The organism is Streptomyces sp. NPDC087300 (genome assembly GCF_044744425.1).
Lineage (GTDB): Bacteria > Actinomycetota > Actinomycetes > Streptomycetales > Streptomycetaceae > Streptomyces.
Genome location: NZ_JBIUYI010000002.1, coordinates 792,834 through 817,784, shown reverse-complemented (window position 1 = coordinate 817,784; position 24,951 = coordinate 792,834). Strand labels below are relative to the sequence as shown.

General features: G+C 70.6%; 20 protein-coding genes. 14 read left to right on the top strand and 6 right to left on the bottom strand.

Features of this window, described 5'->3' with window-relative positions; all coding sequences use genetic code 11:
• Positions 1-7: 7 nt before the first annotated feature.
• The gene (locus tag ACIO9J_RS09285) at positions 8-1,690 is read right to left on the bottom strand and encodes an MFS transporter (RefSeq protein ID WP_401995932.1); all 1,683 of its coding nucleotides are present in this window, start codon (positions 1,688-1,690) and stop codon (positions 8-10) included.
• A gap of 202 nt (positions 1,691-1,892) precedes the next feature.
• Between ACIO9J_RS09285 and ACIO9J_RS09280 the strand changes: the two genes are divergently transcribed.
• Positions 1,893-2,486 (top strand): TetR/AcrR family transcriptional regulator, encoded by a 594-nt coding sequence (locus ACIO9J_RS09280; RefSeq protein WP_401994967.1) that lies wholly within the window; start codon positions 1,893-1,895, stop codon positions 2,484-2,486.
• Positions 2,487-2,667: 181 nt separating this feature from the next.
• On the opposite strand, the gene ACIO9J_RS09275 is transcribed toward ACIO9J_RS09280, so the two are convergent.
• Positions 2,668-4,092, bottom strand: coding sequence for a cation:dicarboxylate symporter family transporter (locus ACIO9J_RS09275; RefSeq protein ID WP_401994964.1), 1,425 nt, complete (start codon positions 4,090-4,092; stop codon positions 2,668-2,670).
• 254 nt (positions 4,093-4,346) lie between these two features.
• On the opposite strand from ACIO9J_RS09275, the gene ACIO9J_RS09270 reads away from it, so the two are divergent.
• From ACIO9J_RS09270 to ACIO9J_RS09225, 10 genes are all read left to right on the top strand, one after another.
• On the top strand, positions 4,347-5,972 hold the full coding sequence (locus ACIO9J_RS09270) for an ATP-binding protein (protein WP_401994961.1): 1,626 nt from the start codon (positions 4,347-4,349) through the stop codon (positions 5,970-5,972).
• Entirely contained in the window at positions 5,969-6,655 is a 687-nt protein-coding gene (locus ACIO9J_RS09265) for a response regulator (protein WP_401994958.1), read from the top strand. The genes ACIO9J_RS09270 and ACIO9J_RS09265 overlap by 4 nt, the downstream gene beginning before the upstream one ends.
• 175 nt (positions 6,656-6,830) lie before the next feature.
• Positions 6,831-8,198: an extracellular solute-binding protein gene (locus ACIO9J_RS09260; protein ID WP_401994955.1), complete on the top strand. Its 1,368-nt coding sequence runs from the start codon at positions 6,831-6,833 to the stop codon at positions 8,196-8,198.
• A gap of 294 nt (positions 8,199-8,492) precedes the next feature.
• A complete protein-coding gene (locus ACIO9J_RS09255) occupies positions 8,493-9,389 on the top strand; it encodes a carbohydrate ABC transporter permease (protein ID WP_401994952.1) in 897 nt (298 codons plus the stop codon).
• A 1-nt stretch (position 9,390) separates the two neighbouring features.
• Complete coding sequence (locus ACIO9J_RS09250; protein WP_401994949.1) at positions 9,391-10,245, top strand: carbohydrate ABC transporter permease; 855 nt, start codon at positions 9,391-9,393, stop codon at positions 10,243-10,245.
• Between the two features lie 188 nt (positions 10,246-10,433).
• Complete coding sequence (locus ACIO9J_RS09245) at positions 10,434-11,087, top strand: hypothetical protein (RefSeq protein ID WP_401994946.1); 654 nt, start codon at positions 10,434-10,436, stop codon at positions 11,085-11,087.
• On the top strand, positions 11,084-12,112 hold the full coding sequence (locus tag ACIO9J_RS09240; protein ID WP_401994943.1) for a hypothetical protein: 1,029 nt from the start codon (positions 11,084-11,086) through the stop codon (positions 12,110-12,112). The genes ACIO9J_RS09245 and ACIO9J_RS09240 overlap by 4 nt, the downstream gene beginning before the upstream one ends.
• 64 nt (positions 12,113-12,176) lie before the next feature.
• A complete protein-coding gene (locus ACIO9J_RS09235; RefSeq protein ID WP_401994940.1) occupies positions 12,177-14,318 on the top strand; it encodes a protein kinase in 2,142 nt (713 codons plus the stop codon).
• Positions 14,319-14,405: 87 nt separating this feature from the next.
• On the top strand, positions 14,406-14,828 hold the full coding sequence (locus ACIO9J_RS09230; RefSeq protein WP_401994937.1) for a DUF5959 family protein: 423 nt from the start codon (positions 14,406-14,408) through the stop codon (positions 14,826-14,828).
• Positions 14,829-14,976: 148 nt separating this feature from the next.
• Positions 14,977-15,693 (top strand): helix-turn-helix domain-containing protein, encoded by a 717-nt coding sequence (locus tag ACIO9J_RS09225; RefSeq protein ID WP_401994934.1) that lies wholly within the window; start codon positions 14,977-14,979, stop codon positions 15,691-15,693.
• A 73-nt stretch (positions 15,694-15,766) separates the two neighbouring features.
• Here the strand turns inward: ACIO9J_RS09225 and ACIO9J_RS09220 are convergent, their stop codons facing one another.
• The gene (locus ACIO9J_RS09220; protein ID WP_401994931.1) at positions 15,767-16,792 is read right to left on the bottom strand and encodes a 6-phosphofructokinase; all 1,026 of its coding nucleotides are present in this window, start codon (positions 16,790-16,792) and stop codon (positions 15,767-15,769) included.
• A 289-nt stretch (positions 16,793-17,081) separates the two neighbouring features.
• Between ACIO9J_RS09220 and pta the strand changes: the two genes are divergently transcribed.
• From pta to pyk, 3 genes are all read left to right on the top strand, one after another.
• Positions 17,082-19,172 (top strand): phosphate acetyltransferase, encoded by a 2,091-nt coding sequence (gene pta, locus ACIO9J_RS09215; RefSeq protein WP_401994928.1) that lies wholly within the window; start codon positions 17,082-17,084, stop codon positions 19,170-19,172.
• Positions 19,173-19,198: 26 nt separating this feature from the next.
• The gene (locus tag ACIO9J_RS09210; protein ID WP_401994925.1) at positions 19,199-20,428 is read left to right on the top strand and encodes an acetate kinase; all 1,230 of its coding nucleotides are present in this window, start codon (positions 19,199-19,201) and stop codon (positions 20,426-20,428) included.
• Between the two features lie 87 nt (positions 20,429-20,515).
• The gene (pyk, locus tag ACIO9J_RS09205) at positions 20,516-21,946 is read left to right on the top strand and encodes a pyruvate kinase (RefSeq protein ID WP_401994923.1); all 1,431 of its coding nucleotides are present in this window, start codon (positions 20,516-20,518) and stop codon (positions 21,944-21,946) included.
• Positions 21,947-22,033: 87 nt separating this feature from the next.
• Here pyk and ACIO9J_RS09200 read toward each other — a convergent pair whose 3' ends face one another.
• The 3 genes from ACIO9J_RS09200 to ACIO9J_RS09190 form a co-directional block, all read right to left on the bottom strand.
• Positions 22,034-23,407 (bottom strand): hypothetical protein, encoded by a 1,374-nt coding sequence (locus tag ACIO9J_RS09200; RefSeq protein ID WP_401994920.1) that lies wholly within the window; start codon positions 23,405-23,407, stop codon positions 22,034-22,036.
• Positions 23,397-23,963: a DUF6114 domain-containing protein gene (locus ACIO9J_RS09195; protein WP_401994917.1), complete on the bottom strand. Its 567-nt coding sequence runs from the start codon at positions 23,961-23,963 to the stop codon at positions 23,397-23,399. Before ACIO9J_RS09195 ends, ACIO9J_RS09200 begins: the two co-directional genes overlap by 11 nt.
• A gap of 164 nt (positions 23,964-24,127) precedes the next feature.
• Positions 24,128-24,745 (bottom strand): DUF6230 family protein, encoded by a 618-nt coding sequence (locus tag ACIO9J_RS09190; RefSeq protein ID WP_401994914.1) that lies wholly within the window; start codon positions 24,743-24,745, stop codon positions 24,128-24,130.
• Positions 24,746-24,951: the final 206 nt, after the last annotated feature.

Here is a 24,951-nt window from a genome sequence, read left to right as displayed (position 1 = left end):
GGGCGGGTCAGTGCTGCGGCTGCGGCTCGCGTTCCGTCGCCGTCTCCGATGCCTCCGCGGACACCGGGGCCGCGTCCCCGCCGTTCTTGCGCGGCAACAGCACCGCCACCAGCACCGTGCCCGCACCGAGGATCACCGCGCCGATCAGGCTGGTGTGGGCGACCGCGTCCGAGAAGGCGGAGCCGACCGCGTCGGCCATCTTGCCCGCGCCCTGGGCGAGTTGTTCGGCCTGGCCCTTGAGCTGGGCGGCCTGCTGCTGGGAACCGGCGTGGGCCGCCTTGTCGGCGAGCTCGCGCGCCTGGTCGCCGATGCCCTGCGCCACCGCGTAACCGGCGCCGACGGAGTCCTGCGCGGTGTCCAGCGTGCCGTCGGGCAGCTTCGCGCCGGAGGCGGCGGCCGCGTCGGAGAGCTTCGAGGAGTACGAACTGGCGAGCACCGAGCCGAGGATGGCGATGCCGAGCGAGCCGCCGAGCTCCAGGGAGGTGTCGTTGACCGCGCCGCCGACGCCGAGTTCGGACTCGGGGAACGCGCCCATGATGGCGTCCGTGCAGGGCGAGAGCGCCAGGCCGATGGCCAGACCCAGGATGATCAGCGGGGCGACGAAGTCACCGTACGAGGAGGTGGCGTCGACCCGCGTCAGGAGCGCCAGCGCCGTGGTGCCCGCGACCATGCCCGCCGAGACCGTGATCTTCATGCCGATGCGCGGCGTCAGATAGCCGGTGAGCGCCGAGCCGACGAAGACCGCGCCCGCGAGCGGCAGCATGCGCACGCCCGTCTCCAGCGGGTTGTAGCCGAGCACGAACTGGAGGTGCTGGGTGAGGTAGTAGAAGGCGCCGAAGACCGCGAGGAAGAACAGCGCGACCGCGAGGTTCGAGCCCGCGAAGCGGCGGTCGAGGAAGCGGCGGACGTCCAGGATCGGGTGCGGGTAGCGCAGCTCCCAGGCGATGAAGGCCAGCAGGCCGACGCCCGCGACGACCGCCGCGGAGATCGCCTTCGCGTCCCAGCCGAAGTGCGGTCCCTGGATGATCATGTAGACCAGCGCGCCGGTCCAGACGACGGAGAGCAGACCGCCGACGTAGTCGATCCGGTCGTGGTGCCCGGCCTTGGACGGCGGCACCAGGACGAGCGCGCCGACGATCGCGAGAGCGGCGATCGGCACGTTGATCAGGAAGGTCGACGACCAGCCGTGGTTCTCCAGGAGCGCGCCGGCGACCAGCGGTCCGGCCGCGATGGCGAGACCGGCCGTGGCGGTCCACAGCACGATCGCCTTGGCCCGCTCGGCGCGCGGGAAGGTCGCGGCGAGCAGCGAGAGCGTGGCGGGCATGATCATCGCCGCGCCGAAGCCCATCACCGCGCGGGCCGCGATGACCCCGCCGGAGCTGTCGACCAGCGAGCCCGCGACCGATCCGGCGCCGAAGACGACGAGACCGAGCACCAGCGCGCCGCGCCGGCTGTACTTGTCGCCGATCGCGCCGAGCAGCAGCATCAGGGCGGCGTACGGCACGGTGTAGCCGTCGATGACCCATTGCAGGTCGGAGCTGGAGAGCCCGAGGTCCTTGGTCATGTCGGGGGCGGCGACGGTCAGCGCCGTGTTCGCCATCACGATGATCAGCAGACTCAGGCAGAGCACGCCCAGTGCCCACCAGCGCCGCGCGTACGGCTGCTTCATCTCCTCGACCGGCTGCTTCATGAGTAGAGCCACCGAAGCCTCACCCTTCCATGGTCCATTTGCGTTCTGTTGCCCGGTGACCTTGCACAGCACTGTGCAATTACACACGACTGTGCAACTTACGCCACTGCACACCACTGTGCAAAACGGGACGGAGGCACCTGGTGAGCCCTCGGGGGCGAGCGCCGGACCGCCCGCTGACCCCGCGTGCACAATGGAGCCCATGAGCCGAGCCGACGCCAACCGCCGCCGCATCCTGGAGGTGGCACTCGCCGAGCTGCTGCGCGACCCGGAAGCGTCCATGGACCAGATCGCGCGCGCGGCGGGTGTCGTCCGCAGGACGGTGTACGGCCACTTCCCGAGCAGGGACGCGCTGATCGGCGCGCTCATCGACGGCGCGGTCGAGGCGGTCGCCGCGGCCCACGCCTCGGGCCGCGCCCGGTCGGACGACCCCGCCGAGTCCCTCGCCCACTCGATGGTCGCCGTCTGGGAGATCGCCGACGGCTACCGCCTGCTCGTCGCCCTCGCCCAGCGCAGCGTCGCGATGGAGGGCATCAGACAGCGCCTGGCACCGGTCCGCGAGCAGTGCGTGAACGTACTCCAACTCGGCCTGGAAAAGGGCGTGTTCACCTCGACCCTGCCGCCCGCCGCCCTCTCGTACGTCCACGAGCAGCAGCTCTTCGGCCTGATGGAGGCGGTGAACGACGACCTCCTCGACCCGAAGGACGCGGGCCTTGCCGCGGCGTCGACGGCACTGCTCTCGGCGGGCGTACCGATGGACCGGGTGCGGGAGATCATCGCAGACCTCTCCGCCTGACCGAACGGGCCGCGCCCGCACCCCACACCCCGAACCCCGCACCCCAAGCCCCAAAGCCACGCCCCCACACACGAACACGCCGCCCCCGACGCACGAGGGGGAAGTCTCGTGCGTCGCGGGCGGCGCAGGTCGGCCCCGTTCCGGTGGGGCCTGCCCGACGGGGCGGGCGGTCGGTGAGGGGCTACAGGGCCTTCGCCGGCTCCTTGCCGTCGCCCCGCGGCTCCGGCACGGTGTCCGCGTCGGCGTCCGCGTCCGCGCCCCGCGCCTCCGACGGCGCCGCGTCGCCGTGCCCGTCGTCGACCAACGTCCGCTCGTCGAAGGGCAGTTGACCGTCGAGGACCGCCGCGACCCGCTCCTTGTCGACCTCCTTGGTCCAGGTGCCGATCAGCAGCGTGGCGACCGCGTTGCCCGCGAAGTTGGTGAGGGCGCGGGCCTCGCTCATGAAGCGGTCGACGCCGATGATCAGGCCGACGCCGTCCACCAGGGCGGGCTTGTGCGACTGGAGTCCGCTCGCGAGGACCGCGATGCCGGAGCCGGAGACGCCCGCCGCGCCCTTGGACGCGATCATCATGAAGAGCAGCAGCGAGATCTGCTCGCCGACGCCGAGCGGCTGGTCCATCGCCTCGGCGATGAAGAGCGACGACATGGTCAGGTAGATCATCGTGCCGTCGAGGTTGAACGAGTAGCCCGTCGGGACCGTGATGCCGACGACGGGACGGCTGACCCCGAGGTGCTCCATCTTCGCGATGAGCCGCGGCAGCGCGGACTCGGACGAGGAGGTGGACACGATCAGCAGGAACTCACGGCCCAGGTACTTCAGGAGCTTGAAGAGGTTGACGCCGGTCACCAGGCGCAGCAGCGTGCCGAGCACGATGAGGATGAACAGGGCGCAGGTGACGTAGAACCCGATCATGATCGTGGCGAGCGCCTTGAGCGCGTCCACGCCGGTCTCGCCGATGACCGCGGCCATCGCGCCGAACGCGCCCACCGGAGCGGCCCACATGATCATGCCGAGGACCCGGAAGACCAGCTTCTGGATGTGCCCGATGCCGCGCAGCACCGGCTCGCCGGAGCGGCCCATGGCCTGCAGCGCGAAGCCCACGAGCAGCGCGACGAGCAGCGTCTGGAGCACCTCGCCCTGGGTGAAGGCGGAGACGATCGTCTTGGGGATGATGCCGAGCGCGAAGTCGACGAGGCCCTTGTCGGCCTCGTCGGCCGCCTCGTGGCCCGCGCCCTTCTCGGACTCGGTGATGTCCATGCCCGAACCCGGGTGCAGGATGTTGCCGACGAGGAGGCCGATGGCGAGCGCGACGGCGGACATCGCGACGAAGTAGCCGAGCGCGAGCCCGCCCACCTTGCCGACCTTCGCGGCCTGGCGGACCGAACCGACGCCGAGCACGATCGTGCAGAAGATGATCGGCGAGATCATCATCTTGATCAGGTTCACGAAGCCCGTGCCGAGCGGCTTCAGGTCCTTGGCGAAGTCCGGCCAGATGAAGCCGACGGCGATGCCGAGCAGCACGGCGCCGATGACGGCGATGTAGAGGTAGTGCGTGCGGTCCCGCTTGGCTGCGGGTGCCGCGTGTGGGTCGGCCGTGCTGGTCACGGGGCCCTCCTTGAACGACGACGTCGGCGTTGGGTGACGTAGGCGCGCAGCGGGTCGGTGACGCGCTGCGCGGGATACGCGCATCGGTGGCGCGCTCGCGGTGTACGTGGTGCACGTGCCCGGCGAGTGCGCGGCTGCCCGTAGTGCGTGCGGCTCACGTCCTGGGCGATCCCGGTGACTATCTCTCGCCCTGTGAGGCCGGTCACCCTTGCGTTCATTTAGTTCACGCTTAACGGACCAGGCAGACTTGCGGCATGTCCCGCACCCCTGGCCGCCGCCCGCGCCGCCTGCCGCGCAGCCTGGCGGGCCAGCTCTTCGCGATGCAGATCGTGCTGGTCACGGTGGTCGTCGCCGGGTGCGCGCTGTTCACGTACGTCAGCGACAAGCACCAGGCCGAGGAGGGCGCGCGGCGCCAGGCGACCGCGGCGGCGCGGGCGGTCGCGGACTCGCCCTCGGTGCGCGAGGCGATCGCGGGCGACGACCCCACGCGCGAGCTCCAGCCGTACGCGCGCCGGGTGCAGGGGCACACCGGCGTCGACTTCGTGACGATCATGGATCCGCGCGGTATCCGCTGGACGCACCCCGACAAGGACCAGATCGGCGAACGCTTCCTCGGCCACACCGCGGAGGCGCTGCGCGGCAGGACCTTCTCCGAGACGTACACCGGGACGCTCGGCGCCTCGGTCCGCGTGGTCACGCCGGTCAGGGCGGGCGAGGACGGCAAGGGGCCGATCATCGGCCTGGTCAGCGCAGGGATCACCATCGAGGAGATCACCGCCAAGGCGCGCGGCCAGCTGGCGGCGCTGCTCGGCGTCGCCGCCGCGGCGCTCGTCCTCGGCGCCATCGGGACGTACGTCATCAACGCCCGTCTGCGCCGCAGCACCCACGGCATGAACGCCGCCGAGCTCAGCCACATGCACGACTACCACGAGGCGGCTCTGCACGCGGTGCGCGAGGGACTCCTGATGCTGGACGGGCGGCGCCGTGTCGCGCTGATCAACGACGCCGGCCGGGAGCTGCTCGGCGTACGCGGCGACACGGTGGGCCGCAACGTCGCCGACCTCGGCCTGCCCGCGCCGCTGACGGGCGCGCTGCTCGCCGCCGAGCCGCGCGTCGACGAGGTGCACCTGACCGCCGACCGCGTGGTCGTCGTCAACACCTCGCCGGTCTCCGGCGGCGAGCGGCGCGGCACGGTCGTGACGCTGCGCGACCACACCGAGCTCCAGGCGCTCACCGGCGAGCTGGACTCCGAGCGGGGCTTCACCCGCGCCCTGCGCTCCCAGGCCCACGAGGCGGCCAACCGGCTGCACACCGTGGTCTCCCTCATCGAACTCGGCCGCGCCGACGAGGCCGTCGACTTCGCCACCGCGGAACTGGAACTGGCGCAGGCCCTCACCGACCAGGTGGTCGCCGCGGTCAGCGAACCCGTCCTCGCGGCCCTCCTCCTCGGCAAGGCCGCACAGGCCAACGAGCACGGCGTGGAGCTGGTCGTCTCCCAGGACACCAGCATCGACGACGGCATGCTCCCGGCGTCCCTGCCGCCCCGCGACCTGGTCACGGTCCTCGGCAACCTCATCGACAACGCGGTGGACGCGGCCCAGGGCTCCCCCGCGGCCCGCGTCACCGTCACGGCCCGCGCGGACGCGGCGGGCCTGCTGCTGCGCGTCGCGGACACCGGCCCCGGCGTCGACCCCGCCCAGCGCACCGCCGTACTCGAACGGGGCTGGTCCACCAAGGCGGCCACCGGCAGGGGCCTCGGCCTGGCCCTGGTGCACCAGACGGTGACGCGCAACGGCGGCACCCTGACCATCGAGGAATCCCCGGACGGCGGCGCCCAGTTCGAGGTAACCCTCTGCCAGACCCAGGGAGGCACCAGGTGACCATCCGCGTACTCGTGGTCGAGGACGACCCCGTGGCGGCCGACGCGCACGTCCTCTACGTGAACCGCGTCCCCGGCTTCGAGTCGACCGAGAAGCCCGCCCACTCCGCCGCCGAGGCGCGCCGCGTCCTGGACCGCACCGCGATCGACCTGATCCTCCTGGACCTGCACCTGCCCGACGGCCACGGCCTCCAGCTGGCCCGCTCGCTGCGCGCGGCGGGCCACCCCACGGACGTGATCGCGGTGACCTCGGCCCGCGATCTCGCGGTGGTCCGCGAGGGCGTTGCGCTCGGCGTGGTCCAGTACGTCCTGAAGCCCTTCACCTTCGCGACGCTGCGCGACCGCCTGACCCGTTACGCGGAGTTCCGCTCGGCCGCCGCCGACGGCGAGGCCACCGGCCAGGACGAGGTGGACCGCGCGCTCGCCACGCTGCGCGCGCCCGGCCCCGCCGCCCTGCCCAAGGGCCTCAGCGGCCCCACCCTGGAACGCGTCGTACGCACCCTGCGCGCGGCCCCCGACGGCCTGACCGCCACCGCGGCCGCCCAGTCGGCGGGCCTGTCCCGGATCACCGCGCGACGCTATCTGGAACACCTGGTGGAGACGGGCCACGCGGCACGCAGTCCGCAGTACGGCCAGGTCGGGCGTCCGGAACTGGTGTACCGCAGGCTGCCCGCCCCAGAGTGACCGGACGCCCCTTCAGAGCACCCCCAATAACAACGTTGTCACGATGATGACAAGCATCAACGCCGAGCCGCCGCACGGGCATTGACCTTGCTCCGAGCCCGCCCTTACGTTCACCGGGCAACCCCGCGTTGCGGCCCCCGCGTGGCAACCCGGCCGCGTCGGCCAGTAGGAGGTCGTGCCCGTGCGCCCTACCACCACCCCGCTGTTCCTCGCCGCCGCCACCCTGCTCGCCGCCGGCACCCTCACCGCGTGCGGCTCGGGCTCCGGCGACGACCCGGACACCGTGAAGGTCTCCTTCAAGCAGTCCACGGACAACCAGATCAGGGTCATGGACACCTATCTGGCGGACGTCAAGAAGCAGTTCGAGAAGGCGAACCCCGGCAAGAAGGTCAAGCTGGTGCCGATCAAGGCGCCGGACTCGGAGTACTACACCAAGCTCCAGCAGATGCTGCGCTCCCCCAAGACCGCGCCCGACCTGGTCTACGAGGACACGTTCCTCATCAACTCCGACATCACCAGCGGGTACTTGAAGCCGCTCGATCCCTATCTGGACAAGTGGAAGGACTGGGATCAGTTCATCGACACGTCCAAGTCGGCGGCGAAGGCGGCCGACGGCAAGACGTACGGCGTCCCGGACGGCACCGACACGCGCGGCCTCTGGTACAGCAAGGCGATCTTCAAGAAGGCGGGCCTGCCCGCCGATTGGCAGCCCAAGACCTGGGACGAGGTCCTGGAAGCGGCCCGCACCATCAAGAAGAAGGTCCCCGACGTCACTCCCCTGAACGTCTACACGGGCAAGCCCGCCGGTGAGGCGGCCTCGATGCAGGGCTTCGAGATGCTGGCGTACGGCACGGGCAAGAACCCCCTCTACGACCCGAAGTCCAAGAAGTGGGTCACGGGCAGCCAGGGCTTCAAGGACTCCCTGAGCTTCGTGGAGACGGTCTACAAGGACAAGCTCGGCCCGGACGTCTCGGACGCGCTCGACCCCAACTTCGCCACGCGCGTACGCGGCGAGCTCCTGCCCGAGGACAAGCTGGGCATCAACCTGGACGGCTCCTGGCTCCCGCAGGACTGGGGCAAGGGCGCGGGCCACGCATGGCCCGAGTGGTCGAAGAAGCTGGGCCTCGCCGCCATGCCGACCCAGCACGGGCAGGCGCCCGGCAAGGTGAGCATGTCCGGCGGCTGGACCTGGGCGATCCCCTCCAAGGCGGACAACCCCGACCTGGCCTTCAAGTTCATCGAGACGATGCAGACGAAGGCCAACGCGCAGAAGTGGTACATCGCGAACTCCGGCATCGCGGTCCGCAAGGACGTCGCGGCGGACCCCTCGTACATCAAGGCGCAGCCGGGCCTGAAGTTCTTCACGGACCTGGTCGCCACGACGAACTACCGCCCCGCGTACCCCGCGTACCCCAAGGTCTCCACGGCGATCCAGGAGGCGATGGAATCCGTGACGACGGGCGACGCCTCGGTCGACAAGGCGGCGTCCTCGTACGACGAGGAAGTCTCCTCGGCAACGGACGGCGAGGTCACCCACAAGTAACTCCCCCTCCGCGACGCGGCCGACGCCCCACAACCGCCCTTCGGCGACGGGTGCTGTGCCCACGCCGGCCCACAGCGGGGGCCCCACCGGCCCGCGGCCGCGAGCGCTCCTGAGGGGACGCGGCGGTATGTCTGCCCGGAGCACTGGTGGCCACGAGCCGAGGTGCATAGGTGTGGCGGCTCACCGGGATAGCGAGGACGGACATACCGCCGTGGCCCCGCCCCACGACGGCCGTGGCGTACAACCCCCCGGCCGCCCCCAAGACCCCGAACCCGCACCACCCCCAGAGAGTGAGTGCCGAAGGTGAAACCCGCACCCACCACGAAGACCCGCCTCACCCGCCCCCTCCTACGCGCCCTCCCCGTCTCCCCCGCCGCCATCCTCCTGCTCCTCTTCCTCGCAGGCCCCATCGGCTACTGCGCCTACATCGCCTTCACCGACCTCCAACTCACCGGCCAGGCCGAATCCAGCTTCGTCGGCTTCGACAACTTCCGCGAAGCCTTCGGCGACGAACGCTTCCTGAACGCCGTCTGGCTCACCCTCGTCTTCACCGTCCTCTCCTCCCTCGTCGGCCAGAACACCCTGGGCCTCGCCCTCGCCTCCCTCATGCAGCGCGCCTCCAAGCCGGTCCGCACCCTCACCGGGGCGATCGTCGTGACGGCCTGGGTGCTGCCCGAGGTCGTCGCCGGCTTCCTCCTCTACGCGTTCTTCCGCCGCGAGGGCACCCTCAACGCCGTCCTGGACTTCCTCCATCTCCCGTCCCAGAACTGGATGTTCACGCTCCCGATCCTCGCGGTCTCGTTCGCGAACGTCTGGCGCGGCACGGCCTTCTCGATGCTGGTCTACTCCGCCGCGCTGAACGAGATCCCGAAGGAGATCACGGAGGCCGCCGAGGTCGACGGCGCGAGCGGCTGGCGCCGCATGTGGCACATCACGCTGCCGATGATCCGCCGCTCGATCGGCACGAACCTCATGCTCAACACCCTCCAGACGCTCTCCGTCTTCGGCCTGATCTGGGTGATGACCCGCGGCGGCCCCGGCAACCGCAGCCAGACGCTCCCGCTGTTCATGTACGAACAGGCCTTCCAGAAGAGCATGATCGGCTACGGCACGGCCGTGGCCCTGCTGCTGCTCCTGGTCGGCTCGCTGTTCTCGCTCGTCTATATGCGCCTGCTGCGCACGGAGGTCTGACGTGCCCGCCAAAAGAGCCTCGCGCACGCTGCGTTCACGCCGTACGAAACACCGCCTGGCGGCCGACGCGGGCCTGCTGGTGGTGGCCGCCGCGTTCGTGCTGCCGCTGGCCTGGGTGGTCCTGTCCTCCTTCGACCCGAAGGCGGACCTGCGGGTGCGGCTGCCCGGCAGCCTCACGCTGGACAACTACGACAAGGTCCTGACGCCCGAGATCACCTTCACCCCGCTCCTGAACAGCCTGCTGCTCTGCGGCGGCGGCACCCTGCTCACGGTGGTCTGCGCGGCGCTCGCGGCGTATCCGCTCTCGCGCTACCGGTCGCGCCTGAACCGCCCGTTCATGCTGACGATCCTGTTCGCGACGAGCCTGCCGATCACGGCGATCATGGTCCCGGTGTACGCCCTGTTCGTCCAGGTCGACCTGATCGACACGATGCAGGGCACGATCTTCTTCTTCGCGGCGTCCCAACTCCCCTTCGCCATCTGGCTGATGAAGAACTTCATGGACGGCGTGCCGAAGGAGCTGGAGGAGGCGGCGTGGACGGACGGCGCGTCGTCGTTCCAGTCGCTGCTGCGGATCGTGCTCCCGCTGATGGGTCCGGGAGTGGCCGTGGTGACCGTCTTCTCCTTCGTCATGATGTGGGGCAACTTCTTCGTCCCCTTCATGCTCCTGCTCACCCCGGAGCAGATGCCCGCGTCGGTGAGCATCAACGACTTCTTCGGCAACAAGGGCACCGTGGTCTACGGTCAGCTGGCCGCGTTCTCGATCATCTACTCGACCCCGGTGATCCTCTTGTACGTCCTCGTCTCGCGCCGCCTGGGCGGCGGCTTCGCACTGGGCGGAGCCGTGAAGGGCTGACCGCCCCCGGAGACCGCCCGAGGGGAACCGCACCGACCGGCCACCGCGCGGGGACAGAACTGTGACATCGCTTCGCAGGCATACGTCCCCCGCACCCCATTCGTCACGACTCAACCACCTGGTATCGGCCATCGGCTGGGACTAGCGTGCTGAACTCGCGCCCTCTCCCACCTCGCCAGGAGCCGACAGTGAACCGCCCTCTCCGCCTAGCGACGGCCGCGCTCGCCGCGTCCGCAGCCCTGCTCCTGTCGTCCTGCGGCAGCGAGGACAAGCCGAAGGACGACGACAAGATCGCCGGAGCGGAGCAGGGCGACGAGCAGAAGCCGAAGGCGCCGAGCGAGCCGGAGCAGCGTGCGGACCGCCCGAAGATCGAGCTGCCTTCGGACCTCACGTACGAGTTCGCGTGGGCGAAGACGGGCGACAAGACCAAGGACGCGGTGCTGGCCGACACCGAGCAGTACGTGAAGGCCGTCGACCTGGCCATCGCCGAACAGGACCCGCTGCACAAGGCGTACCGCTTCTACTCGGAGGGCACGGCCGCGGCCGGGAGCCAGAAGTTCGTGAAGGAGTACGTCGACTACAAGGACCGGATCACCGGCGAGAAGCGGTACTTCAACGCGCGCGTCGACCTCTCCGGCACCAAGAAGGCGGGCCTCGTCTACTGCGAGGACCAGCGCAAGGCGCACAACAAGAACATCAAGACCGGGAAGACCGCCGCGGCCGGGGCGCCTTCCAAGGACGACTTCGTGCTGTACAGCAGCCGGCTGCGACTGAACGACAAGGGCGTCTGGGTCACCGAGACGACCACATCGGACCGGGGGAACGACACATGTCAGCCATGAGACGAACCAGGCCACTGATAGCCGCCGGAGCCCTGGCGCTGGCCGCGACCCTGCTGGTGCCGGGCGCCGCCTCGGCGCGCACCGGGCACGGCGGGACCGCCAACGGCGATGCCAAGGGCCCCACGGAGGACGGCGGTGACGGCTCCCTCCTCGCCTCCGCGGGCGGCATCGTCTACGACCGCTCCAAGAACGGCTCGGGACCCAGGACCGGCGCGGTCGCCCCCACGGGCACCTACAAGCCGCCGCCGTGCTGGTACGGCCCCACCTACACGCCCGCCCAGTTCAAGAAGGAGCGCGAGGCGGTCTGGGCCGTGGACTCCACGGGCTACGAGTGGGACGCGAAGCAGCGCAAGAAGTACGTCGAGGGCGAGCCGTACAAGGACTTCAACATGGACAAGGAGGGGAAGGGCTACTGGTGGACGTCGTTCCCCAACAAGTCGTACCCGCCCGGCTGGGACTCGTGCGACAAGGAGACCTTCTGGGTCGACAAGGGTGACCCGCCCCCGCCGGACGCCCCCGAGGCGATCGACCCGGAGATCCTGGCGAAGCTCGCCCTCGCCGAGATCCGCGTGCCCGGCACCAAGGTGTCCCTGGCTCCCGGGAACGGGACGAAGGTGAACCTGCCGACCTGGGCGTGGCTCGACGGCGCGGAGTTCAAGCCGGTTTCGGTGACGGCCTCGGTGCCGGTCCTCGGCATCGAGGCGACGACGACCGCCGAACCGGTCTCCCTGAAGATCGACCCCGGCACGTCGGACGCCGAGACGTACCCCGGAGCGGGCGTCTGCCCCATCACGAACGGCCGGATCGGTGAGCCGTACGCCAAGGGCAAGTCGAAGCAGACCCCGCCCTGCGGTGTGAAGTACCTGCGCTCGTCGGGCAAGGCGTCGTTCCCGCTGCGGGCCACGGTCACCTGGAAGATCCACTGGACCGGGACCGGGCAGAACGCGCCGAAGGACCTGCCCGACGGCGAGTTCGGCGCCGAGCAGGACGTGGTGGTGCAGGAGATCCAGTCCATCAACCGCTAGCCGCCGTGCCGCCGCCGCGCCACGGCGGCCCGCCTGGGATCACTGGCGTCGAAGGGGGAACGCCGTGCGGGGGCGGTTGCTGAACGGTCGGTACGAGCTGCGCGCGCCGATCGGCGCGGGCGGCATGGGCCAGGTCTGGCGGGCGCACGACAGGAGCCTGGACCGCGAGGTCGCGGTCAAGCTCCTGGTGCGCGAGACGACGGCGGGCGAGGACGAGCAGCGCCAACTCCTCGCCCGCTTCCGCCGGGAGGCCCGCGCCGCGGCTGCCCTGAACAGCCCGTACATCGTCGCCGTGCACGACCACGGCGAGGACGGCGGCACCCCGTACCTGGTGATGGCGCTGGTACGGGGCCGCTCGCTCGACCAGGTGCTCCGCGAGGACGGCGCGGTCCCGGTCGCGGACGCGCTGCGCTGGGCGGCGGACATCTGCCGCGCCCTGGACGTGGCGCACGCGGCGGGCATCGTGCACCGCGACGTCAAGCCGGGCAACGTGATGGTCACGGGGGACGACGGCGTCGCGCAGGTCGTCGACTTCGGCATCGCGACATTCGTCGAAGGCGCGGCGGGGGCGGCGGGCGACGCGCGGCTCACCAGGACCGGGCAGTCGGCGTTCGGCAGCGTGCCGTACCTGGCGCCGGAGCGGTGGCGCCAGGAGCCGGGCGACGGACGGACCGACCTCTACGCGCTCGGCTGCGTCCTGTACGAACTCCTGGTCGGGCAGCCGCCGTTCACCGGCTCGGCGGTCGGCGTGATGTACGGCCACGTCCATGACGCGCCGCCGCGCCCGGGTGCGGTGCGCCCCGGGGTGCCGGAGCCCGTGGAGCGGCTGGTCCTCGACCTGCTGGCGAAGGACCCCGCGGACCGTCCGCGGGACGCGGCGGCGACGCTGGCCAGGATCGGGGCGGCGGGCCCGCCGCCGACGGAGGTCACGAGGCCCGCGCCGCGCCCCGCGGACCCGACCACCCGGCAACCGGCCCCCGTCACCAAGACCACCGCCCCGGTCAGTTCCTCCCGTTCGCGCTTCCGTGGGCGACGACTCGTCCTGACCGCCGCCGCGCTCCTCGTGGTCGGCGTGCCCGCGGGGTTCGGGGTGCACGCGCTGGCCACGGATGACGACGCCGTGACGGGCGCGCCGGCGGGCGACGTGGCGACGGTGTACGAGATCGGGGTGGCCCACAGCTACCGGCACGTGGGCGCGGACCAGAACGCCGACGCGGAAGAGAAGGCGGAGTACGAGCAGTTCACGACGCAGCAGCGGCGTACCGTCGAGTCCGCGTTCAAGGAGGTGCTCGGCACGGAGGGCGCCCAGCGGTTCCGGGTCGTGCCGGTGGCCGCGGACGGCGACACGAGCGCGCGGGCGATGCTGGCGAAGCACCCGAGGATGCTCGCCGTCATCGGTGACACCGTGGACTTCTCCTGGGTGCACGACACGGACGAGGCGTTCCTGCCCGAGATCAGCACCTGCACCCCGTACGCCCACCCGGGTGGCGCGTTCGCCGTCCCCGCGGACGACGCGCGCCAGGGCGAGGCGATGGCGCGCTATCTCCGTGCGGAGACCGGCGCGCGCCGGGTGCTCGTCGCCGAGGAGAAGCTGTGGGTGGACCGGGCGGACGGGATCGCCACCGGTCTGCGCGCGGGCGGCGCGAGCGCCGAAGGTCTCGACGTCGACCCGGACGAGGTGACGGCGGCGCGGATCCCCGCGCTGGTCGCGGCGGCGCGGGCGGACGCGGTCGTGGTGCCCACCGGCACGTCGGTGCGGCTCTGGTCGAAGGCGCTGAAGGCCGACGGCTTCCACGGCCCGGTCCTGACCCAGGGCGACGAGGAAGGCACCTGCGCGGACTCCGCGGACCTCGCCCGCGCCGCGTCACGCGACAAGGACGTCCCCGACGGAGTCGTCCGCGCCCGCAACCACGCGGGCGAGCCCGACGAGAACCTCCCCGCCCGGGGCAACCGCGAACTCTCCGACGGCGCGTCGGCCCTGGCCACAGCCCTGCAAAAGCTCCCCACCGACGCCTCCCCCAGCTCCCTGCGCCACACCCTGGACCGCGAGATCCAACAGGTCTCGGTGAACGGCATCCTCCACGAGGTCTCCTTCGACAAGCGCCGCTCGACCCACACCTGGCCGGTCTGGTTCGACCGCCGCGACGGCGACCGGTGGACGGAGATCGGTACGGTGGAAACAGAGTTCAAATCGATCCGGCAGTGACGGGGGAAGACGCATGGGGGGCCATCGGCCTGCGGATTGGCACGCACCGGCCGGCTGCATCGCCGACACCAACCACTCGCGAGGACCATGCCCGACGACATCACTCCCCTCGACCTCATCCTGCTCGCCGACGAAGAGGGCAACACCGTCCGCGTCACGGCGCTGGGGCGTTACCCCGGGCAGGCCGACATGCTCACGGCCGAGATCGTCGTCGAGACGCCCTTCGTCCGTGGCCGGCTCGACCTCGCCCTGTGGGGCTCGCGGCTGGAGCAGTGGGGGCGTGTCCTGGATCGGCTGGAGGCGGGGGAGGACGCCGGGTGGATGACGGTCGAGAGCGGGCCCTCGCTCTCGGTTCGGCTCCGGGGAGAGCGTGACTGCCCGGAGGTGGTCGTCGAGGACGTCACCACTTCCATGGTGACTGTCGTGGTGCCCGTGGACCTGCCGGACGACTGGATCGCGCGGCACCGGGAGCGCCTCGCCACGCTGTCGGCCGCGTGGGCGCCGGAGTAGAGCTGAGGGGAGAGTTGAGGGGCAGGGAGGAGGGTTACAGGCGCGGCGGCGCGCCTCGTGCCCTTACGTCCCGTCGTACGTACCTTCGCACCAATCCGCAACCTCGTAGAAACGCACCGTAGTCACCACCCCCGTGGGCGCCTACGGTGTGCCCGTGCAACCGAGCCAACCGCCGCACCAGCCCACGCCGCCCTTCAACTTCCCTGCCGCCCGCCGTCTGCGTGAAGCGCTCGGCATGGCGCCAGGGCACGTCGCGTACGGCATGCGCGCCAGTTACGGGCTCGCCCACATCACGCCCGACACGATCATGGCCTGGGAGCGGGGGCTCTCCTCGCCCACCTCCGCCGAGCTGACCGCCCTGGCCGCGACGCTGTGGTGCTCGCCAGGTGAACTCATGGGCGCGGCGCGGACGTTGCGCGAGCACCGGCTCGCGCGGGGGCTCGCGCCCGAGGACGTGGCGCGGGAGTCGGGCGTGGAGATCCAGGCGTATCTGCGCATGGAGGAGACCGGCGTCTGGCGCGGGAACGAGCGGCAGTCGGCGGCGCTCGCCCGGGTCCTGGATCTGGCGCTGCCCGACTTCGTGCACGTCACGGGGCGCGCCGAGCCGCTGACCGAGCTGCTGCGCAGCGCGGTCACCACCCGCTGGCAGGGGTACGTGCGGCCGGTGAGCAAGCTGCTGGCGGTGGAGAAGCGGCAGATCGAGGGCGTGCTGCGGCAGCTGCACGAGGACTATCAGTCGCGGATGGCGCGGACCCTGAGCTGGGGCGGCGGCGCGGGTTCCGACGCCTCGGGGGAGGCCGGCCGGGACTTCCTGGACCGAATCCTCGAACAATTCTGGCCCCTGGTCCGCGGCGGCCGGGACTGACGGCCCGAATCCGCCGGGACCAAGGACCGTGGCCGGGCGGCCGAAGGGCCGCGGGCCGGGTCGTGGGGCGCGGTCAGAAAACCGACTCGGCCTCGTCCATCCGGTCCTTCGGGACCGTCTTCAGCTCGGTGACCGCGTCCGCGAGCGGCACCATCGTGATGTCCGTGCCGCGCAGCGCCGTCATCCTGCCGTACTCCGCGCGGTGCGCCGCCTCCACCGCGTGCCAGCCGAAGCGGGTCGCGAGGACGCGGTCGTACGCCGTGGGGGTGCCGCCGCGCTGGACGTGGCCGAGGATGACCGGCTTGGCCTCCTTGCCGAGGCGGGACTCCAGTTCGTAGGCGAGGGCCGTGCCGATGCCCTGGAAGCGCTCGTGGCCGAACTGGTCGATCGCGCCCTTGCCGTAGTTCATCGTGCCGTCCTGCGGGTGCGCGCCCTCGGCCACGCAGATCACCGCGAACTTCTTGCCGCGCGAGAACCGCTCCTCGACCATCGCGACCAGGTCGGCGGGGTCGAAGGGCCGCTCGGGCAGGCAGATGCCGTGGGCGCCGCCCGCCATGCCGGACTCCAGGGCGATCCAGCCCGCGTGCCGGCCCATGACCTCGACGACCATCACGCGCTGGTGCGACTCGGCGGTGGTCTTGAGGCGGTCCATGGCCTCGGTGGCCACGCCGACGGCGGTGTCGAAGCCGAAGGTGCGGTCCGTGGCGGAGATGTCGTTGTCGATGGTCTTGGGGACGCCGACGACGGGCAGGCCCGCGTCCGAGAGCATCTTGGCGGCCGTCAGGGTGCCCTCGCCGCCGATCGGGATCAGCACGTCGAAGCCGATCTCCTGGGCGAGCTCCTTGGCGTTCTCGCAGGCCGCGCGGAAGCGGTCGCGCTCCAGGCGGGACGAGCCGAGGATCGTTCCGCCGCGGGCCAGGATGCCGCTGACCGCGTTCAGGTCGAGGGGACGGTAGCGCCCGTCGAGCAGGCCCGCGTAGCCGTCCTCGAAGCCGATGACCTCGTCGCCGTAGTGCGTGACGGCGCGGTGCACGACCGACCGGATCACTGCGTTGAGGCCGGGGCAGTCGCCGCCCGCGGTGAGAATTCCGATACGCATCGCGCTGTGTCTCCTGCTCGCTGTTGGTACTTGTGAGCCGGTCCGATTGTTCCACGGTCGCAAGGGGGTCGCCGCTCACGGATGTCCGACGGATGCACGTGCGATCCCCGGGCAGGGGCCTTATGGCCCTTGCTCCAGGGCCTTTCGTCCGGCGGGCGGCCTAACCAGCCGCAGAGGTATTGTCAAGGGGGCAGCGCCGCGATATCGGACCATTTGTCCCTTACCGGCCCGCCTGCCGATCGGCAGGCGGCGAAGACATCAGCAGGCAGCGAAGAAGGGGAGACCACGCGTGACGCGCAGCGTGTACGTGACCGGGATCGACCGCGGCGACGGCCGTCAGGTCGTCGAGCTGGGAGTGATGGAACTCCTGACCCGCCGGGTCGACCGGGTCGGCGTCTTCCGTCCGCTCGTCCACGACGGGCCCGACCGCCTCTTCGACCTGCTGCGGTCCCGCTACCGCCTCTCGCAGGACGCCGCGACCGTGTACGGCATGGACTACCACGAGGCGTCCGCGCTCCAGGCGGAGCAGGGCACCGACGAGCTGGTCTCGCGGCTGGTGGACCGCTTCCACCGGGTGGCGCGGGACTACGAGGTCGTCCTCGTGCTCGGCACCGACTTCGCCGCCACCCAGCTCCCCGACGAGCTGGCGCTCAACGCGCGGCTCGCCAACGAGTTCGGCGCCTCCGTGCTCCCCGTGGTCGGCGGCAAGAACCAGACCGCCGAGTCGGTCCGCGCCGAGACCCGCAACGCCTACCGCGCGTACGACAGCCTGGGCTGCGACGTACTCGCGATGATCACCAACCGGGTGGCGCCCGCCGACCGCGACGAGATCCACGAGCGCCTCGAGGCCCGGCTCCCCGTGCCCTGCTACGTGCTGCCCGACGAGCCCGCGCTCTCCGCGCCCACCGTCGCGCAGATCGCCCACGCCCTCGGCGGCCGCGTGCTGCTCGGCGACGACGCGGGGCTCGCGCGCGACGCCCTGGACTTCGTCTTCGGCGGCGCCATGCTGCCGAACTTCCTGAACGCCCTGACCCCCGGCTGCCTGGTCGTGACCCCCGGCGACCGCGCCGACCTGGTGGTGGGCTCGCTCGCCGCGCACAGCGCGGGCACGCCGCCCATCGCGGGCGTCCTGCTCACCCTGAACGAACAGCCGGGGCAGGAGATACTCACCCTCGCCGACCGACTCGCCCCCGGCACCCCGGTGGTCGCCGTCTCCGGCGGCTCCTTCCCGACCGCCGCCGAGCTCTTCGCGCTGGAGGGCAAGCTGAACGCGGCGACGCCTCGCAAGGCGGAGACCGCGCTCGGTCTGTTCGAGCGGTACATCGACACGGCCGACCTGCTCAACCGCGTCTCGGCGCCCAGCAGCGACCGCGTCACGCCGATGATGTTCGAGCACAAGCTGCTCGAACAGGCCCGCGCCGACAAGCGCAGGGTCGTGCTGCCCGAGGGCACCGAGGAGCGCGTCCTGCGCGCCGCCGACGTGCTGCTGCGCCGCGGCGTCTGCGATCTGACGCTGCTCGGCCCGGTCGAGCAGATCCGCAAGAAGGCCGCGGACCTCGGCGTGGACCTCGCCGACTCCGAGCTCATCGACCCGGTCACCTCCGAGCTGCGGGAACGCTTCGCCACCAAGTACGCCGAGTTCCGCGCCCACAAGGGCGTCAGCGTCGAGCTCGCCTTCGACGTCGTGGCGGACGTGAACTACTTCGGGACGCTGATGGTCCAGGAGGGCCTCGCCGACGGCATGGTCTCCGGCTCCGTGCACTCCACGGCCGCCACCATCCGGCCCGCCTTCGAGATCATCAAGACCAAGCCGGAGGCCTCGATCGTCTCCTCGGTCTTCTTCATGTGCCTCGCCGACAAGGTCCTCGTCTACGGCGACTGCGCGGTGAACCCGGACCCGAACGCCGAGCAGCTCGCGGACATCGCCGTCCAGGCGGCCGCCACCGCCGAGCAGTTCGGCGTGGACCCGCGGATCGCGATGCTCTCGTACTCGACGGGCACCTCGGGCTCCGGCGCGGACGTCGACAAGGTCCGCGAGGCCACCGAGCTGGTGCGGGCCACCCGCTCCGACCTCAAGATCGAGGGCCCGATCCAGTACGACGCGGCCGTGGAGCCCACGGTCGCCGCGACCAAGCTGCCGGAGTCCGACGTCGCGGGCCAGGCCAGCGTGCTGATCTTCCCGGACCTGAACACCGGCAACAACACGTACAAGGCCGTGCAGCGTTCGGCCGGCGCGATCGCCGTCGGACCGGTCCTCCAGGGTCTGCGCAAGCCGGTCAACGACCTGTCCCGCGGCGCGCTCGTCCAGGACATCGTCAACACCGTCGCCATCACGGCGATCCAGGCCCAGGCCCAGACGCCGGCCAGGGCCACCAGCTGATCCCCCACAGAAAGCGTCTCAATTCCGTGACCGCTACGCGCGTACTCGTCCTCAACTCCGGCTCCTCGTCGGTGAAGTACCAGCTGCTCGACATGCGCGACAGCGCACGGCTCGCCGTCGGCCTGGTCGAGCGGATCGGCGAGGAGACCTCGCGGCTCAAGCACACCCCGCTGACCGGCGGCGCCGAGGTGCGGGAGCGCGAGGAGCCGATCGCCGACCACGAGGCGGCGCTCAAGGCCGTCGCGCGGGAGCTGGCCGCCGACGGCCTCGGCCTGGACTCCCCCGAACTGGCCGCGATCGGCCACCGGGTGGTGCACGGCGGTCTGAAGTTCACCGCGCCGACCGTGATCACCGACGAGGTGCTCGCGGAGGTCCAGCGCCTGGTGCCGGTGGCCCCGCTGCACAACCCGGCGAACATCACCGGCATCCGCACCGCCCAGGCCCTGCGCCCCGACCTGCCCCAGGTCGCCGTCTTCGACACCGCGTTCCACACGACGATGCCTGAGTCCGCGGCGCGCTACGCGATGGACGTGAAGACCGCCGACGAGCACCGCGTGCGGCGCTACGGCTTCCACGGCACCTCGCACGCCTATGTGTCCCGCGAGACCGCGAAGCTGCTCGGCAAGGCGCCCGAGGACGTCAACGTCATCGTGCTGCACCTGGGCAACGGCGCCTCCGCCTCGGCCGTACGGGGCGGGAAGTGCGTCGACACCTCGATGGGGCTCACGCCGCTGGAGGGGCTCGTGATGGGTACCCGCTCCGGTGACATGGACCCCGCGGTCATCTTCCACCTGGCCCGGGTCGGCGGGATGTCCATCGACGAGATCGACGTCCTGCTCAACAAGAAGAGCGGTCTGATCGGGCTCTGCGGCGACAACGACATGCGGGAGATCCGCCGTCGCGTCGACGAGGGCGACCAGGAGGCCACGCTGGCCTTCGACATCTACGTCCACCGGCTGAAGAAGTACATCGGCGCCTACTACGCGGTGCTCGGCCGGGTCGACGCCGTCGCGTTCACGGCGGGCGTCGGCGAGAACGCGGCGCCGGTGCGCGAGGCGGCCGTGGCCGGTCTCGAAGAGCTCGGCCTCGCGGTCGACGGCGAGCTCAATTCCGTACGATCCGACGAAGCGCGGCTCATCTCGCCGGAGTACGCACGCGTGGCCGTGGCCGTCGTCCCGACGGACGAGGAGCTGGAGATCGCCCAGCAGACCTACGCCCTGGTCGGCGCGGTCGGTCAGGCCGGCGCCCCGGCCTGACCGCAACGACTGAGCGGCCGTCCGCCCATTTGTAGATTCCACCAGACGGAATATTCCGAAGCGAAACAAACCGATAGGATCGCCCCCATGCGCCGTTCCAAAATCGTCTGCACGCTGGGCCCCGCCGTCGACTCCGAAGAGCAGCTCGTCTCGCTGATCGAGGCCGGCATGAACGTGGCCCGCTTCAACTTCAGCCACGGCACCCACGCCGAGCACCAGGGTCGCTACGACCGTGTGCGCGCGGCCGCCACGAAGACCGGCCGCGCGGTGGGCGTGCTCGCCGACCTCCAGGGGCCGAAGATCCGCCTGGAGACCTTCGCCGAGGGCCCCGTCGAGCTGGTGCGCGGTGACGAGTTCACCATCACCACCGAGGACGTGCCCGGCGACAAGTCGATCTGCGGCACCACCTACAAGGGTCTGCCGGGCGACGTCTCCAAGGGCGACCAGGTCCTGATCAACGACGGCAACGTCGAGCTGCGCGTCGTCGAGGTGGACGGACCGCGCGTGAAGACGATCGTCGTCGAGGGCGGTGTCATCTCCGACCACAAGGGCATCAACCTGCCCGGCGCGGCCGTGAACGTGCCCGCGCTCTCGGAGAAGGACATCGAGGACCTGCGCTTCGCCCTGGCGATGGGCTGCGACATGGTCGCCCTGTCCTTCGTGCGCGACGCCAACGACGTCAAGGACGTCCACAAGGTGATGGACGAGGAGGGCCGCCGGGTCCCCGTCATCGCCAAGGTGGAGAAGCCGCAGGCCGTCGCCAACATGGAGGGCGTCGTCGCGGCGTTCGACGCCGTGATGGTGGCCCGTGGCGACCTGGCCGTCGAGTACCCGCTCGAGAAGGTCCCGATGGTGCAGAAGCGCCTCGTGGAGATGTGCCGCCGCAACGCCAAGCCGGTGATCGTCGCGACCCAGATGATGGAGTCGATGATCACCAACTCGCGCCCCACGCGCGCCGAGGCGTCCGACGTCGCCAACGCGATCCTGGACGGTGCCGACGCGGTCATGCTGTCGGCCGAGTCGAGCGTCGGCGCGTACCCGATCGAGACCGTCAAGACGATGTCGAAGATCGTCAAGGCGGCCGAGGAGGAGCTGCTCGCCAAGGGTCTCCAGCCGCTGGTGCCCGGCAAGAAGCCGCGTACGCAGGGTGGTTCGGTGGCCCGTGCCGCGTGCGAGATCGCGGACTTCCTGGGCGCCGAGGCGCTGATCGCCTTCACGCAGTCCGGTGACACGGCCCGCCGCCTGTCCCGCTACCGCGCGGCCCAGCCGATCCTGGCCTTCACCACGGACGAGGCGACCCGCAACCAGCTCACGCTGAGCTGGGGCGTGGACACCTACGTCGTGCCGCACGTCGACAACACCGACGCGATGGTCGAGCTGGTCGACGCCGAGCTGATCAAGCTCAACCGCTTCAACGACGGCGACACCGTCGTCATCACCGCAGGGTCGCCCCCCGGCGTCCCCGGCACCACCAACATGGTCCGGGTGCACCACCTGGGCGGCGGCGACCGCGACTGATCCCCGCCTCGTACGACACCGAGGGCGCCCCCTGTGGAAGGGGGCGCCCTCGGTGCTTTCGCGGCTCCCGGGAAGGTCCGTGCGCGACTAGTCGGTGATCGACTGGTGCAGGCCGGGGATGGTGAGGTTCCCGCCGAACTGGCCCGCCTGCTGCACCTTCACGTCAGTGAAGTAGATCAGCGGGATGTTCAGCGGCGGCGGGTGCTCGGGGTCGAAGGTGATCGGGATGAGCCCGAACAGCTTGCCCGAGATCCGCTCGGTGTACATGGTCGTCTCCCCGCCACGGATGGTGGACGTGGAGCCCTTGGCGGCCTCGACGTGGTACTTCTTGCCGCCCGGTCCCTCGACGATCTGGTGCAGATCGCCGATGTCGGTGTTCTGGACGACGTACTTCAGGGCCTGCTTGGTCTTGCCGTTGGGCATCGTCAGGTTCACGACGCCCTGGTAGTCGGCGCCCTTGAGCGTCAGGGAGCTCGCTTCCAGGTTCCACGGCTGGTTCGGGATCGGCGCGGGGGGCTTCTCGCCCTCTCCGGCGTCCTTCTTCTCGACCACGCACGGGAACGGCTTCTTGCCGTTCTCGTCCGGCGCCATCGGGTCCTCGGCCTCGGTGCCGGTCTCGTCCTTGGCCTTGTCGGCGGCGTCCTTCAGGGCCTTCTCGGCGTCGTCCTTGACCTTGTCGGTCTCGTCCTTCGCCTTGTCCGCGCCGTCCTTGAGACCGTCCTCGGCCTTGTCGGCCGTGTCCTCGACGGGCTTGGTGACCTTGTCGGCCGTGTCCTTCGCCGCGTCCTCGGGAGACTTGGTCTCCTTGGAGGCCGAGGGGTCGGGCGCCGGCTTCCCGGACTCCTTCTCGTCGGGCTCGTCGGGCTCGTCGGGCTCGTCGGGCGTGAAGGCGTCCTTGATGGCCTCGCCGACACCCAGCGGGTCCCAGGGGTTCTTGGTCTCGGTCGGCTCGGGAGCCGGCTCGGACTTCTTCTCGCCGTCCTTCTTGTCACCGGCGGACGGGGTGGGGGTGGGCTCGGCCTTGCCGTCCGGGTCCGCCTCGTCGTCCGAGGAGGGCGAGGTCGACGGAGTCGGCTCCTTGGCCTCGTCCTTCTTCGCCTCGTCCTTCTCGTCCTTCTCGGCGGCTTCCTCGGCGTCCTTCTTGGCCTGGTCCTCCTTCGCCTTGTCCGCGGCGTCCTTCTCGGCGTCCTTGGCGTCCTTCTCCGCGTCCTTGTCGGGCGCCGTGACGCACGGGCCGTCCTGGAAGGGGTTGTCCGGGACGCCCGGCTTGGCCTGCGCGAGCGTCGGGGTCAGCCCCATGCCCATGAGCACGGCGGTGGGCATCGCGGCGATGGCTATCGCCTTGCCCGCGGGCACCTGGAGCCGGGTGAACAGCGGCTTTCTGGGTGCCGCGTGGCGCGGCCCGGTTCTCGCACGAGGCTCCCCCGCGGAGCTCTCGTGGTGCACCTCGTCAGCCGGCACGGTGCCTCCCGTTCGTCCCGTTTGTCGGGCTCGTTCCTGACAGATCGTCCTGTTCCCCGCTCACCCCGCCCGCGGCCGCCGGAGCGGGGGGCCCGGGAGCCCCGTCGTCCACGGGGTCGCCGGACCCCGGTGCCGCTCCCTTCGCGGGCTCACCGGCGGGCCGTGCGGCCGCCCAGGAGACGCCGAGGGCGCCGCCGATCAGGGCGAGCAGGAAGCCGATGACGAAGCCGCCGAAGTTGGAGACGACCAGGGAGACGAGGGCGAGCAGGATCGCCGCGACGCCCGCGAAGACACGGGAGTGCGGCTGGAACCACATGGTCAGGCCGAGCACGACCAACAGCACGCCGATGATCAGCGATCCGGCACCGGCGGTGGTCGCCATCCGGATCGTCATCGTGCCGAGCGTGAGGTTCGCGTACGGGAAATACATGATCGGGATGCCACCGAGAAGTGTCAGCAGACCACCCCAGAACGGGCGCTGACCGCGCCACCCTCGGAACGATCGGCGCATCCGGCCGAGCTTGTCGCCCAGTCCCACTTGCGCTTCGGCGCTCATGTCGTACAGCTCCTCGGGAATGGCGTTGGTTCTGTGTGTCGTGCGGTTTCGGGCACGGGGACGGCTCCGTCATTGCCGTCGCGCCCCCGCGCCCGGCCGTTCAGCGCAACGAGTGCGTACCCCGATCAGTCATCCGGATACGCCGCACCAGGGCATCAACTGCCCTAGTAGCACTCGTGCTTGCCCTTCTTGACCGACATGCCGAGGCCAGAGAGCTTGAAGGTGCCGGCAGTGGTCGCCCACGCACGCTGCTTGACGTCGGTGAACTGCACCGACTCCGCCTGCTGCGCGAACGAGTCCGGGGCGTACTTGTCGCCCTTCGCCGGACCCGGTCCCTTGGTGGTCTGGTCGACCGAGACGCCGATGTCGACCTTGTTGAAGGTCGCGTTGGCCTTCAGGTCATCGGCGTCGATGTAGAGCTTCTTGGCCTCTACCTTCGGACCACCCTCGCCACCGGCCTTGAGGGTCATCGACACATCGCCGAAGACCGGGACCGGGACGACCACGGACTGACAGAGGTTGGTGATCGTGGCCTCTTCGAGACCGACGACGGCGACCGGGTGGTTACCCGACTTGCCGCTGTCCAGGGCTCCGTACTGGACGAATCCCGTACCGTTGAGCTCCTTGGCAGTCACCTTGAACTGCTGCCCTGACACACTGAACGATGCCGCGAGCGCACCCTGGGACAGGGCGACGCCTATCGCGGCAGTCGCCGCGACGCTCGGCACCATGACCACGGCGAACCGCTTCCATCTGGTTCCGCCACGAGCCACGGACTCCATGACTTTCCTCCTTCTCGGACGTACATCTCCGGCCCTGACTGCTCCCGTTCGGGCGGCTCAGCCGGGCAGGGATGGGAGAAGTGCTACGTCCTCGGGAAGGAGAGCGCCCGCTACGGAGGCACGAACCGCACCACACATCACCGGCGATCACCCCCGAGCGACAACCACTGGTCGCGCCTGACGCATCACGCACAACCTCGCGGACA

Coding starts and splice junctions, on each gene's coding strand:
- ACIO9J_RS09285 (WP_401995932.1), bottom strand. CDS start 1,690: ATGAAGCAGCCGGTCGAGGAGATGAAGCAGCCGTACGCGCGGCGCTGG.
- ACIO9J_RS09280 (WP_401994967.1), top strand. CDS start 1,893: ATGAGCCGAGCCGACGCCAACCGCCGCCGCATCCTGGAGGTGGCACTC.
- ACIO9J_RS09270 (WP_401994961.1), top strand. CDS start 4,347: ATGTCCCGCACCCCTGGCCGCCGCCCGCGCCGCCTGCCGCGCAGCCTG.
- ACIO9J_RS09240 (WP_401994943.1), top strand. CDS start 11,084: ATGAGACGAACCAGGCCACTGATAGCCGCCGGAGCCCTGGCGCTGGCC.
- ACIO9J_RS09230 (WP_401994937.1), top strand. CDS start 14,406: ATGCCCGACGACATCACTCCCCTCGACCTCATCCTGCTCGCCGACGAA.
- ACIO9J_RS09220 (WP_401994931.1), bottom strand. CDS start 16,792: ATGCGTATCGGAATTCTCACCGCGGGCGGCGACTGCCCCGGCCTCAAC.
- pyk (WP_401994923.1), top strand. CDS start 20,516: ATGCGCCGTTCCAAAATCGTCTGCACGCTGGGCCCCGCCGTCGACTCC.
- ACIO9J_RS09195 (WP_401994917.1), bottom strand. CDS start 23,963: ATGAGCGCCGAAGCGCAAGTGGGACTGGGCGACAAGCTCGGCCGGATG.
- ACIO9J_RS09190 (WP_401994914.1), bottom strand. CDS start 24,745: ATGGAGTCCGTGGCTCGTGGCGGAACCAGATGGAAGCGGTTCGCCGTG.